This window comes from Chamaesiphon sp. (assembly GCF_041738855.1).
Taxonomy (GTDB): Bacteria; Cyanobacteriota; Cyanobacteriia; order Cyanobacteriales; family Chamaesiphonaceae; genus Chamaesiphon.
Map to the genome: position 1 here is coordinate 1 of NZ_JBGSPA010000150.1, position 13040 is coordinate 13040.

A 13040-nucleotide genomic window follows, 5' to 3' on the forward strand; every position below is an offset into this window, starting at 1 on the left:
ACCGCTAATTATCAACAAGCAGAGCTTATTGATAATAATTTATGAAACACTTAGTTTTTGAGGATTGGTAGTGATTGGCTCAAACACAGTCAGGTAATTGATTTGATGATGAGGCTAGCCTCATCGAACTCAGGTTAGTAAAGCTGATGACTGCCAAGTCGATGTTATTGGGGAAAACCTGAACGCGATCGACTCGATAGCTACTGCCATCGGGTGTGACTAGCTCACAGCCGCTGGTTTTTACCAACTGAGCTATAGTCAGAACCTGATAAGTATTGCCATTTTTCTGAATAATCACCCCAGCACCGCGTTCGCATTTAGTAATTTGGACGGTGGTTTGGCTGGCGATTTGTGTGACTTGGACTGGGGACAAAGCTAGCACAGATGGAATGTAACTGAGTAGGGCGATTGCGCCAATCCAACCATTTATCGACAGGTGATTTTTCATCTTGAGTAAAAAATATCCGACCTGATTAAATACTAACACTCAAATATGAGGTCATCGGCGGGAATTGGCGATCGCTTTGACAGACAGCAAGCTGTGCGAGTGAGCCATAAATCGCTATGCTAGAGCAGAAGATTATATAAAGATCGATATGAGCTTGGAATATCCCGACAATTTACGCTACGTAGATACACATGAGTATGTAGGCTTAGCCGCAGACGTTGCCACCATCGGCGTGAGTGCCTTTGCGGTAGATCAGTTGGGAGATATCGTCTTTGTCGAATTGCCAGAGGTTGGCGACACGCTCGTCAAGGGTAGTGCTTTTGGCTCGATCGAATCTGTCAAAGCAGTTGAAGATCTCAAAGCCCCAATTAGTGGCAAAGTGATCGATCGCAATGATAAAGCAATCGACGCTCCAGAAATCATTAGCACCGATCCCTATACTGCTGGCTGGCTGCTAAAAATCCAAGTCGCAGATACCAGCGAACTTGATGGCACATTCTCAGCGACTGAATATCGCGTTAAAGTTGAGGGTGCATAGGGAACTCTGAGGTAAGGGCATGGATTGAAGCTAGATTAACTTGACAAAATACTCACTTTCTACGTGCCCAAACCTAGCTAAATCTATTACATTTAAATACAGTATTCCTCATCAACTCGATTTCTATGACGCAATCTCTACCTCGGTTTACTCAGGCTGCTGATGTCTCTAGTGCTACCGCCGCCAACCCGTGGGCGGCTGCTGAGTTTATGCAACGGCATATTGGGCCACAACCAGCAGATATCGATCGGATGTTGAGGATACTAGGTGTATCTAGTTTGGCTGAATTGATCGATCGCACAGTACCAGCCGCGATTCAATTGCAACAACCGTTAGCAATTGAAACGGTCAAGAGCGAATATATAGTACTCAATCAGCTCAAACAAATTGCGGCAAAAAATCAAGTTTTCCGCTCGTATATTGGGATGGGCTATGCCAATTGCATTACGCCTACAGTTATTCAAAGAAACATCTTAGAGAATCCTGGTTGGTACACTCAATATACGCCTTACCAACCCGAAATTTCCCAGGGCAGACTCGAAGCTTTGCTCAATTATCAGACCATGATTATGGATCTGACAGGGATGGCGATCGCCAATGCCTCGCTACTGGATGAAGGCACAGCAGCAGCCGAAGCCATGAGTATGAGCTATGGTATTCAGAAAACGAAATTCAATACGTTCTGGGTATCGGAAGCTTGCCATCCCCAAACTATTGACGTAATTAAAACCCGTGCGCTGCCATTAGGGATTGAAGTCGTAGTTGGCAACCATCGAGCGATCGATTTCAGTCGAGAAATATTTGGGATGTTATTACAATATCCTGCAACTGACGGGGCTGTTTATGATTATCAAGAAACAATCGCACAAGCTCACCAAGCGGGTGCCATTGTTACCGTCGCCGCCGATTTACTCAGCCTGACATTGCTCAAACCACCAGGCGAATTTGGTGCAGATATCGTCGTCGGCAACACCCAACGGTTCGGCATCCCATTAGGATATGGTGGCCCTCATGCTGCCTACTTTGCGACCAAAGATGCTTACAAACGCCAGATTCCTGGGCGATTAGTCGGCGTATCCAAAGACAAGCGTGGCAAAACCGCCCTCCGACTAGCACTTCAAACGCGCGAACAACATATCCGCAGAGACAAAGCAACGAGTAATATTTGTACCGCCCAAGTCCTGCTGGCAATTATGGCGGGAATGTATGCGGTTTATCATGGTGGTGAAGGTTTGAAAGCGATCGCCACACGCATTCACCACCTGACTACCACCCTCGCCACTGGCGTAACCAAACTAGGTTACTCGATCGGTGATGCGCCCTATTTTGATACGCTTCAGGTAAAAATAGCTGGGAATGCTACCGCCATCTTAGAACGGGCAAAATCCCAGCAAATCAACTTGAGATCGATCGATGCTAATAACATTGGTATATCGATCGATGAAACCACTACACCTGCCGATGTGATGGACTTATGGCGGATTTTTGCAGGCGATAAAGCCCCCGATTTCACTTACTCCGAAATCGAGACTAGTAGCTCGACTTCCAGCATCCAAACCTCAACATTAGCCCGTACCTCCGAGTACCTGACTCACCCAGTTTTTAAAAATTATCACTCTGAAACCGAGCTACTGCGTTACATCACCCGCCTGCAATCCAAGGATCTGTCGCTTACTCACGGCATGATTCCCCTCGGTTCCTGCACCATGAAACTCAATTCCACCTCCGAGATGGTACCCGTAACCTGGGCAGAATTTGGGCAAATTCACCCCTTCGCACCTGTAGAACAGGCTCAAGGGTATCAAGTGTTATTTGACGACCTCGAACGCTGGCTGGCCGAAATTACTGGCTTTGACGCGATCTCTCTCCAACCCAATGCGGGTTCCCAAGGCGAATACGCCGGACTCTTAGTCATCCGTGAATATCACCACCAGCGCGGCGATATCGAGCGAAATGTCTGCCTGATCCCCCAATCTGCCCACGGCACCAACCCCGCCAGCGCAGTTATGGCAGGGATGCAGGTAGTACCGATCGCGTGTGACAATGATGGCAACATTGACGTAGCAGACTTACGCGCCAAAGCCACCAAACATGCAGACAAACTAGCCGCCCTCATGGTGACGTATCCCTCCACCCACGGCGTATTTGAAGAAGCGATTGTCGAGATTTGCGCGATCGTCCACGAACATGGCGGTCAAGTCTACATGGATGGTGCCAACCTCAACGCCCAAGTCGGATTATGTCGCCCTGGCGATTTCGGCGCAGATGTCTGTCACCTCAACCTCCACAAAACCTTCTGCATCCCTCACGGTGGCGGCGGCCCAGGCATGGGACCGATCGGTGTCATGGCACATCTCGCCCCCTATCTCCCCACCCACAAAGTCATCCCCATGGGCGGCACCCAAGGCATCGGCGCAGTCTCCGCCGCTCCTTGGAGTAGCGCGAGCATTTTACCGATTTCCTGGGTCTACATCGCCCTCATGGGTGGAGCTGGTCTGAAATTAGCCACCGAAGTAGCCATCCTCAATGCCAACTACATCGCCAAACGGTTAGAAAATCACTACGCCGTTCTCTACAAAGGCACCAACGGCTTCGTCGCCCACGAGTGCATCCTCGACCTACGCGAGTTCAAAAAGACCGCCGAAATCGAAGTCGATGACATCGCCAAACGCCTAATCGACTATGGTTTCCATCCCCCCACCGTATCCTGGCCAGTTGCCGGAACGGTAATGGTCGAGCCCACCGAAAGCGAATCACTAGCCGAACTCGATCGCTTTTGTGATGCGATGATCGCCATCCGTGAAGAGATCCACGAAATCGAAATCGGCAATGTGGATAAACAGAATAATGTGCTGAAAAATGCCCCACACACGATCGTCGATCTAGTCGATGCTAATTGGGATCGTCCTTATAGTCGTGAGCAAGCAGTGTTTCCTGTGGCTGGGTTGCAGGACTATAAGTTCTGGCCAGCAGTAGGCCGGATCGATCAGGCTTATGGGGACAGGAATCTCGTTTGTTCTTGTCTACCGATGGATGCCTATAGCCAGGAATAGAACTAGAGACAGGGTAGGGGTAATTCATGAAGCGGCGGTTTTATTCGGAGGGAACCTCCGAATAAAAAACCGACAAGACATTACCCCTACCCTAAACCTCAGTAAAAGATAGATTGGAAAGAGCGAGCGGACAATTCGATCGACTATCATAGGATCGCGCGGTACTGTAAGAAATGGTGATGGCATGATTACCCAAGAGCTAAAACAACAAATTTTGTCTTTATCGTCAGACGAACAATATGAGATCGTCCGGTTAATTCAGGAGAAAACTAACTCATGGACTGGGATTACTAAAACACCTGGAGTTGTTGGTGGCGATGCTTGTATTAGAAATATGCGAATTCCAGTTTGGAGCCTAGTTGAATACCGCCAAATGGGGGCTAATGATGACAAAATCCTTGAAGCCTATCCTCAATTGACAGCAGCAGATTTAGCTAATGCGTGGGCTTATGCTGAGACTTTTTCTACTGAAATTGCCCAAGCAATTGCTGAGAATCAGGAAGCATAGATGATTAAGTTATATGCTGACGAGAATTTTGAACTTCCAGTAGTGAAACGGCTCAGAGAAAAAGGCTATGATGTCCTAACGACAAGAGAAGCAGGAAAGGATAATCAAAGAATTCCTGATGAAGACGTGTTGGACTTTGCCATTAGCCAAAATCGAGCAGTGATAACATTAAATTACAATCACTTCAAAAATCTCCACAAGCAGGTGAAAACTCATAGTGGGATTATAATTTGTAGTAGGAATGATGATTGGGATATTTTTGCTGATTGTATCGACATGGCACTACGAAACGAAGAATAGATTGATGGTAAATTAATTCGGATAAATCGTCCTGCTAAATAGCATTCTAGAGAGTAAACAGATCGTGGTGTTTTTACACTCTCTATCAGAGAATCGATTTTACTAACTGTTGAAGATTGGTGATGTTACTTCGCTCAGAATATTCTAGATTCGGTTGATAGATTTAGATATATTTTAGTTGGCATGGTACATATTCCTCTACCCACAGCGTATTTGGATCGGCGATCGTTCACTAGCAGCAACGATCGCCATTCATGCAGAAACACCTCAATTCCTAGATCGAAGGGTAGAGTCGAGAACCTACGCCGCAATTCAAATAATACTCCCACCAAGCGGCAGGGTATAGATAGCAACACCGAAACATCAAAATTTGGCTAGAATTTTAAGAGGGAGCATCAATTAAATCGCCCATATTATCCCAGGTTTGCATCGATCCACAAATGTGCGTAGGTGGATATATCCGAAAAGTGTATGATGAACGCCAATCCTCAACTTATGACAGCGGTGGAACAGCTCGGTTATCGAGTGACTTGTGGGGATGTTGTGACCCATACTGGTATTCACCTAGAAGCAGCGCGTTCGGGATTGCTGGCTTTGGCAAATCAAACTGGGGGACATCTTCAGGTAACCGATACGGGCGAAGTAATTTATGTCTTATCGCCAGACTTTCGGCAAATCTTGCTCCGGCAGAATTTCCGACTCCAATTGCAGGTTTGGATCGATCGATTCTCGTCAGTCGTGTTTTATCTGGTCAAGATCTCATTTGGCATTTTGCTGATTACTTCAATTAGTGTTGTCTATCTGACGATCCTTGCGATTACATTAGCCGCGCTATTTAGTAATGATAGTAGTGGTGACTGCGGTGACGGTGGTGGTACTTGTGTGTTGGGTATTTTTGATTGGGGTGGTAGTTCTAATCATGCTCATACAATTGCACCAACTCATCCAGATTTAGCCCCACTACCCATCCGTGCCAAAACACAGCGCAAACCAATCAATTTTTTGGAAGCAGTGTTTTCGGTCTTGTTTGGGGATGGCAATCCCAATGCCGATCTCGAACAACGCCGCTGGAGTTATATCGGTAATTTGATCCACCGTCAGCAAGGGGTAGCAATTGGCGAACAAATTGCCCCTTATTTGGACGATCTCGGCTCGGGAACGGATCGGGAATACGAAAACTACATGTTGCCAGTATTGACCAAGTTCAATGGCATCCCTGAAGTGAGTCCGACCGGACAGCTAGTTTATCATTTTCCCGATCTGCAAACTACACTACGGACTGACACCAGCAAGTCTAGCCGCGTCCCGATCTCACTGAAAGAGCGGAAGTGGAAATTTACCAAAGCTACTCCCACTCAAACTAGTTGGGCGATCGCTTTATTTGCTGGTAACCTAGTTGGGATTGGGATTTTGGCAATCTTGCTAACTGGGATCGAGAGTGCAGTCATTAGTGGTGCGCTAGTGATGTTGGCTCTATATGGTAGCGGGCTGGTTGTCATTCCGTCATGCCGCTATTTTTGGGTCAAACAGCAAGATCGCCAAGTTCGCCAGCGCAATCAGTTGCGTCGTCAGCAAGTGAATTTATTAAAACAAGGTCAAGATATTCCCGCAAAGCTAGACTATGCTCGGCAGTTTGCTAAACAGCATCAGATTACCGATCGCGATATCATCTACAGCACGGAGGAAGATCTCCTCCCTCAAGAGTTCAAACGACTTGAATAATTGCTATCCTACAAAGGAGGGGCAATTGATGAATTGCCCCTCCTTTGTGACTATGATACTAAGATGATTTGTCATCACCCCAAAATTCGGGCATCGCGACGACATCTGGACTCTGACTGATGCCTTCTTGCTTGATGACCTTCTTGACTGTCAACAGCAAAATTTTGAAGTCCAGCCACAAGTTCCAATTGTCTACATACCAGAGATCCAGTTTGAATTTTTCATCCCAAGTAAGCGCGTTGCGACCATTTACCTGCGCCCAACCAGTAATTCCTGGTCTGACATCATGACGACGTGCTTGTTCGGGACTATAACGTTCTAGATATCTAACTAATAGCGGACGGGGGCCGACAAAACTCATATCGCCAATTAGTACGTTCCAAAGTTGCGGGAATTCATCTAAGCTCGCTTTCCGCAAAAATTGACCCAAGGGAATCAGCCGCTCTTTATCAGAGAGCAAGTTACCCTCAGCATCGCGATCGTTAGTCATCGTCCGAAACTTGTAGACTTGGAAGATCTGACCGTGTTGACCCGGTCGGAGCTGTGTAAATACAATCGGGCTACCCATCCGAATGCGGACAACGATTGCCACGACGATGAGTATCGGCGAGAATAACAATAGCAATAGTGCTGCCATCACTCGATCGCCAATCAGCTTAACAGCTACACTAAAATAATTAAGCAAGTCGTCTAAATTTTTTTTTTCGTTCACGATCGGTATCTATGTATTGTGAATTATTACGGGAACTATGGATCTAGGCTCTAGCCCTAACTAATCCTTATCTTGCCCATGGACTGCCATCCTATTATCACCGTCAGGAGATTTTCGCACTTTGCGACTGTGACAGGCGGTAAGAGATCCACTTTATAGCCTATCAAACACTGTCGCGATGTGACACAGCCACTATCTTGCTAGACGAACAAAGTCGCTAAAAGAGCCTACTTTTATATCTTCAAAATCTAGATCCTATCGTGAATAAAATTATCTCAGTATCCAGTCAACCGATTACAAATCGCTCCGCGACATCGGCTCGTAGTCAGATGGAGGCAGAGCGCGTCCAAGAAATTTTGATTTTATTGACAAGTTTGATGGCAAGAGAAGAAGCAACTATTAAATTAATTATTGATTGTTTGTATGACATTGGCTATGCTAACTTAATTAATAAGAAAGTGAGATTTCGACCACTCAACTCTCTTGCTAAATTTGTTGCCAAAAGATCGAAGCCAATCGCCAAAATATTTGCTTGGCGATGGTTTATCAAAAATTGTCCGCAACTAATCGCCAAATGGTTATATATTAAAGTTCAATTTTAACTAGGTAATTTAGAAACTGACTTGATACATTTGAAATAATTGTCCTGGTTGAGTTTTGACAACTTTACCACCGACTGCTTTAACTAGCTCGGTAAATTGGGTGAGGGGTGATAAAAATACTTCTGCACCTAAATACATTTCCAAAATTGCCCAATTTTCAGCTAATTCGGTATCTGGATCGATCGCGTCAAAGACAAAAATACCGTCTGGTTTGAGGACGCGTTTGACTTCTTGAAGTACTAGCTCCCAGTATGCCGGTGAATAGTAACAACTAAATCCGGTCGCGATCGCTCGATCGAATGTACCATTCTCATATTTTAATTGATGAGCAGCTCCAGCTTGTACGCCTTTAAATAATTTAGAATTTAGTTGCGAACCCCGTGAATTGAGCGCACTACGAGCGATATTACTGACTTCCTGACCATAAAAATATGTCTCCCATTTGAGCCAATCATAAATCAAAAAACTCACGCCGCAACCAATATCTAGACAGCGATGATTCTTTTTGAATTCTGCTAATTCCCAAAATGGAGAAGTGGTTTTTGCGACCAGATTGCGAGCGATCCACTCTCTAAAAATTGGCATGGCTTCTACTTCCGCTGGCAGATCGAATGCCTCTTGCTGATATTCACGATCGAATCTCTGTCTGATGCGATCGATCTGACTATTCCAGTCCGGTTGCTGTTGCGGGATGAACGAACTATACATGGGCAGAAAATGGATGGGATAATAATGGCGATCGATTTCTATTTCTGCATTTCTAGATAGGTAAACACTGACTTGTCGCCAATATCGGGTGGAATTGGTTGGATCGCTTTACGAACTGCAAATACTAAAAATGCTCCCGCCCAAATTGCTAATAATATTGCTTTGATACTTATAGGTAGCAGTTTGGTTAAATGACCGATTAGTAGTAATGGGACAATCGGGACGAGAATTTTGGTCTCCAAGCGATCGAAACAAAAAGCTTCCTTAAAAAATATCCCTGTCAATGCCGCAAATGTAAAGCCAATTCCCAAAATTGTTAATGGCTGTCGATAGATAACTTCGCCAATCGGTTGATGATAATATACTGCCAAACCGATCGCGTTCACACACCCGATCGCCCAAAATACCTGTAATACGCGATGTAAAATCGCCATGTAGATATGAATCGTCGCCAGTGCCACCCCTAGCGCGACTGAAAAGGTAATATATAGCCATGTTACTAAGTTCGATACCTGCGAACCAGAGCCATCTTCAATCTGACTCGACGACAATAACATCGCCAGTGTGGCGATCCCAAAACTTATCGCCGCTACCATCAACGCACTGCGGTAAACTACCACGCCTTGACGATCTCGATCGGTAATTGTAAATGTCCCAAACTGTCCTTGATAAACTTCGGGGCTAGGATCTGATTCGATTGTTTGCATAAAGTAAATAACGCCAAATTAGAGCGATTTGAGTTGGTGCGGAGATCTTTACCCAGCCCCAGCCCTCCCCCGATCGAGGGGAGGGAGCAAGAGCCTCCCCTTGTTAAAGGGGTTGGGGGGTAAGTCAACCTCAAGCGAAATCTAGCCAACTAGTAAAAATTACTTAAAGAACTGTTGGACACCAGTGAGATTGGCAGTATCCCGAATCACTAGAAATACACCCAATCCTAATAGTAAAACCAAACCTGTCTGCATCACCGTGTCCTGCAACTTGCTCGGTAGTGGTTTGCCCAGCAATGCTTCAAATAGCAAGAATGCCAGTTGACCGCCATCTAAAGCAGGTAAGGGCAAAATGTTCATTACAGCTAAGTTAATGCTGATCAGTGCGCCAAATTGCAGCAGTCCAGCGATATTTGTCGAAGCAATGTTCGAGCCAATTTCGACGATCTTGATCGGGCCAGCAACTTGAGTTGCAGTTTCACCAAAATTGGTGACTAATTGGGACAAACCTTGGACGGTGAGCACCACAACTCGCTCGAATTCACTGGCTGCTTTACCTAGAGCATCGATCGGACTTTGCGCGCGATCGATCGTAATATCAGCATTGGGAGCGAGTTTGACACCAATTTGTCCTTTACCTTCAGCATTGGCATCAGGAGTAACTTTGAGATTCAAGATTTCGGCACCGCGTTGCACCTCAAAGGAGAGCGGTTGCTGAGGATGATCTTGGATCTCCGCCATCAGCTTGACGATCGCTGGTTTGGCACTACCCAGCCGCTCGCCATCCACTGCTAAAATGACATCATTGGCTTGCAGCCCCGCTTTACCAGCCGCAGTACTTAGATTGGCTGCGATCCCTGAGACAGCAACTCCTGGGTGATAGTCGATCTGTTGAAACCCAGTCACGCTCACCTGGACGACAAACAAGAAATAAGCAAAAATGAGATTGGCAATCACGCCAGCACTAATAACGATCGCGCGATCGAGCAGTGGGCGATTGTGAAGTAAATTGGGATCGTTGGGTGGAATATCGCTGTCGGGATCGTCGTCAGGGAATCCGACAAAACCACCAAGCGGTAATGCGCGGAGCGCGTACTCAGTCTGCTTGCCCTGATATTTTAACAAGACTGGGCCAAAGCCTAACGAAAATTTATTGGCATAAATTCCCTGCAACCGAGCTGCTAAAAAGTGCCCCAGTTCATGAACGAAAATTAATACTGCTAAAACGCCGATCGCCGCCAATGTTGACATATATTCACTTAGGTTGACCTACTATTCCCATTTTAATCAAGATGGAGAGTGTTGGGAGTCTCCGGCTCCCTCCCCTTGACAAGGGGAGGGTTGGGTGAGAAATCCCCTCCAAGGAGCGGCAGTTTTAGGCGGAGGTTCTCTCTGAATAACAAAACCGCCAAGACAAGGGTGCCAGTAAGGTGGGGTGGGTAAATAGATTTACGCAGCAACTCAAATAACTCGTGTCTTCAGATTAGCCCCCAGCCGCAGATCTATTTGTCAAGAAATGCGGAAACCACTGCTAAGCTAGTGTAGGTAATGATACGCAATGATTACTGAAGGATTCGATCGGATGCGCCAAATCAAAGTTAGCTTACTAATACTGACCACCATTTTTGTAGGTACCTTGCCAGCTACCGCCACCGAGGGTCACTCACCACAACAGCCAGGATCGCCAACCAACTTAATCGCTCAAGCCACCCAAACTGATTTGATTGGTGTTGGCGCAAGCATTATCAATAGTTTACTCAATCCACCTAGTCGCGCAGCCGAAATCAATGCTGATGCGGAAGTGAAAAAAGCCAAAATTGCTGCTGATGCGGAAATCGTCAAGGAAAAGTTGCGAATCGAAGCCAGTAAAAGCACAGATCGAGTTACGCCAGTGCTGGACAAATGGGGCGTCACACGGGTAGCTTGTGCGCCTGGATTGGTATTTGTCAATGGAATTACAACCGATACTGTCTGTATCCAACCAGATAAAAATATGAGTGCAGGTTACTACACCTACGATAGTGCCAAACAGCAGCTAGTAAGAAACAGTAGTGACAATAACGTGCAAACTACTCAAACTACTCAAACCGATTCCAACACTCAAGTTATTCAGAACAATCAAACAACCAGAATATCAAGTCCGCGTAATCCTCGCACTAATTCTAGTAGAGAACAAGGATTTTAAACAACTTAATCACTCAAAAATATTCAATAATTATTAATGATTAAAAATTATGAAACTACCAAATTTGACAAAATTATTTTTAACTTGTGTTTTACCTCTAGCCGCCATGTTCATGTCCCCATCGGTACGATCGCAACTACCGCCCATTGTCGATGGTGGTGGATCGCAAACCAATCTGACAGTCACAGATGTACCCAATGATGTCCCACAAGTCACCAGCGCATCGGTATCCAATCTTCGAGTGATGTGTCAGGGTCTCAAAACAGTCGTCCAGAAAGGCGACCGTCAAGCAGTCATGGTCACTTGGAACTACGATGGTTTTGGTAGAGAGTTTACACCTGAAAAACGCTGTCAAATGGTCTCAGAACGCCTTCAGCAAGCTGCAAATAGTAATGGTGGTACTTTCAAAGATTTACAGCTAGCTAGCGGTACAGTCAACTCCCAAGCAGTGATCTGTGCGCTTCAGTCCAATAGCAACAAATGCGATCGCCAGAATCTCTTATTTACACTCAAGCCAGAGAACGCCCGCAATCCTGATGCCATCATCCAAAAAATCTTTAGCTTCGCCCAAGACGGGAGTAGTTCGCTCGATGAAAGTGCCAGCAGCAAACCCAGAGTCGATCTGAATTTGGGGAATTGGGAACAGCAAGCCTTCCCCCGCACTGGCAAAACTACTGCGCCCCAGCGACGCAATGCCGATACGGGATTTTAGTCATTGAAGTAAGCTAAAATATTTCGATATTTAATAATCAAAACATCGAGATGAACATCGGTCAACCCGCTCCCAGATTTACTGCACCAGATCGTGAGGGCAAGCAGATCGGTATTGATGACTTTGCAGATCGCTGGTTGGTCTTATACTTTTATCCTAAAGACAATACCCCAGGCTGTACTACTCAAGCGATCGAGTTTACGAGTAATTTAGCGCAGTTTCAAGACCTAAATACTCAAATTGTTGGCATCAGTCCCGACTCGATCGCCTCACATGGTAAATTTATCGATAAGCAGAAGTTAGGGATTACCTTACTAAGCGACCCCGAGCATCAAATTGCAGAAGATTATGGCGTCTGGCAATTGAAGAAATTCATGGGTAAAGAATATATGGGCATCGTGCGCTCGACATTCCTCATCGATCCCAGTGGTAAAATTGCCTATATATGGTCGCCTGTCAAAGTCAAAAATCATGTCGATACCGTACTCGCACAAGTCAAGATCCAATCGTAGGCACTTCTCGACCAACGCGATCGATTGTTAGTTACATTAGGAGGATAAGCTATGACTACAACCTCACCCAAAACTATTCCATTACTAGAAAATGGCGATCGATTGACGCGTCATGAATTTGAACGACGTTATACTGCGATGCCTTATCAAAAAATAGGGAGCAACAAAGCAGAATTAATCGAAGGCATCGTCTAACCTGAGTTCGATGAGGCTAGCCTCATCATCAAATCAATTACCTGACTGTGTTTGAGCCAATCACTACCAATCCTCAAAAACTAAGTGTTTCATAAATTATTATCAATAAGCTCTGCTTGTTGATAATTAGCGGTCATT

Annotated in this window: 14 protein-coding genes and 1 pseudogene; 10 read left to right on the forward strand and 5 right to left on the reverse strand. The window is 45.7% G+C overall.

Going from position 1 to position 13040, the window contains the following annotated elements; all coding sequences use genetic code 11:
• Window positions 1-79: 79 nt before the first annotated feature.
• Window positions 80-448 (reverse strand): hypothetical protein, encoded by a 369-nt coding sequence (locus tag ACEW9I_RS15625; RefSeq protein ID WP_373541256.1) that lies wholly within the window; start codon window positions 446-448, stop codon window positions 80-82.
• Between the two features lie 148 nt (window positions 449-596).
• Between ACEW9I_RS15625 and gcvH the strand changes: the two genes are divergently transcribed.
• The 5 genes from gcvH (at window position 597) to ACEW9I_RS15650 (ending at window position 6569) form a co-directional block, all read left to right on the forward strand.
• Window positions 597-986 carry a glycine cleavage system protein GcvH gene (gene gcvH, locus ACEW9I_RS15630; protein WP_373541257.1) on the forward strand — a complete coding sequence of 130 codons (390 nt, stop codon included), beginning with the start codon at window positions 597-599 and terminating at the stop codon, window positions 984-986.
• A gap of 125 nt (window positions 987-1111) precedes the next feature.
• Complete coding sequence (gene gcvP / locus ACEW9I_RS15635) at window positions 1112-4039, forward strand: aminomethyl-transferring glycine dehydrogenase (RefSeq protein ID WP_373541258.1); 2928 nt, start codon at window positions 1112-1114, stop codon at window positions 4037-4039.
• A gap of 184 nt (window positions 4040-4223) precedes the next feature.
• Complete coding sequence (locus ACEW9I_RS15640) at window positions 4224-4547, forward strand: DUF433 domain-containing protein (RefSeq protein WP_373541259.1); 324 nt, start codon at window positions 4224-4226, stop codon at window positions 4545-4547.
• The gene (locus tag ACEW9I_RS15645) at window positions 4548-4847 is read left to right on the forward strand and encodes a DUF5615 family PIN-like protein (RefSeq protein WP_373541260.1); all 300 of its coding nucleotides are present in this window, start codon (window positions 4548-4550) and stop codon (window positions 4845-4847) included.
• Between the two features lie 471 nt (window positions 4848-5318).
• The gene (locus ACEW9I_RS15650; protein ID WP_373541261.1) at window positions 5319-6569 is read left to right on the forward strand and encodes a hypothetical protein; all 1251 of its coding nucleotides are present in this window, start codon (window positions 5319-5321) and stop codon (window positions 6567-6569) included.
• Between the two features lie 58 nt (window positions 6570-6627).
• Here the strand turns inward: ACEW9I_RS15650 and ACEW9I_RS15655 are convergent, their stop codons facing one another.
• Window positions 6628-7281, reverse strand: coding sequence for a sugar transferase (locus ACEW9I_RS15655; RefSeq protein WP_373541262.1), 654 nt, complete (start codon window positions 7279-7281; stop codon window positions 6628-6630).
• A gap of 260 nt (window positions 7282-7541) precedes the next feature.
• On the opposite strand from ACEW9I_RS15655, the gene ACEW9I_RS15660 reads away from it, so the two are divergent.
• Window positions 7542-7883 (forward strand): hypothetical protein, encoded by a 342-nt coding sequence (locus ACEW9I_RS15660; protein WP_373541263.1) that lies wholly within the window; start codon window positions 7542-7544, stop codon window positions 7881-7883.
• A gap of 9 nt (window positions 7884-7892) precedes the next feature.
• On the opposite strand, the gene ACEW9I_RS15665 is transcribed toward ACEW9I_RS15660, so the two are convergent.
• The 3 genes from ACEW9I_RS15665 to rseP all read right to left on the reverse strand — a co-directional run bounded on the left by ACEW9I_RS15665 (window position 7893) and on the right by rseP (window position 10549).
• Window positions 7893-8591: a class I SAM-dependent methyltransferase gene (locus tag ACEW9I_RS15665; protein ID WP_373541264.1), complete on the reverse strand. Its 699-nt coding sequence runs from the start codon at window positions 8589-8591 to the stop codon at window positions 7893-7895.
• Window positions 8592-8629: 38 nt separating this feature from the next.
• Entirely contained in the window at window positions 8630-9298 is a 669-nt protein-coding gene (locus ACEW9I_RS15670) for a DUF2301 domain-containing membrane protein (protein ID WP_373541265.1), read from the reverse strand.
• A gap of 159 nt (window positions 9299-9457) precedes the next feature.
• Window positions 9458-10549, reverse strand: coding sequence for an RIP metalloprotease RseP (gene rseP, locus ACEW9I_RS15675; protein ID WP_373541266.1), 1092 nt, complete (start codon window positions 10547-10549; stop codon window positions 9458-9460).
• A gap of 307 nt (window positions 10550-10856) precedes the next feature.
• Here rseP and ACEW9I_RS15680 point away from each other — a divergent pair, with 307 nt between their 5' ends.
• The 4 genes and pseudogenes from ACEW9I_RS15680 to ACEW9I_RS15695 all read left to right on the forward strand — a co-directional run.
• The gene (locus tag ACEW9I_RS15680; RefSeq protein WP_373541267.1) at window positions 10857-11483 is read left to right on the forward strand and encodes a hypothetical protein; all 627 of its coding nucleotides are present in this window, start codon (window positions 10857-10859) and stop codon (window positions 11481-11483) included.
• 49 nt (window positions 11484-11532) lie between these two features.
• On the forward strand, window positions 11533-12195 hold the full coding sequence (locus tag ACEW9I_RS15685) for a COP23 domain-containing protein (RefSeq protein ID WP_373541268.1): 663 nt from the start codon (window positions 11533-11535) through the stop codon (window positions 12193-12195).
• A gap of 50 nt (window positions 12196-12245) precedes the next feature.
• Window positions 12246-12707 (forward strand): thioredoxin-dependent thiol peroxidase, encoded by a 462-nt coding sequence (gene bcp / locus ACEW9I_RS15690; protein WP_373541269.1) that lies wholly within the window; start codon window positions 12246-12248, stop codon window positions 12705-12707.
• A 51-nt stretch (window positions 12708-12758) separates the two neighbouring features.
• A pseudogene (locus ACEW9I_RS15695) lies at window positions 12759-12899 on the forward strand (Uma2 family endonuclease); the annotation flags it as partial.
• Window positions 12900-13040 lie beyond the last annotated feature (141 nt).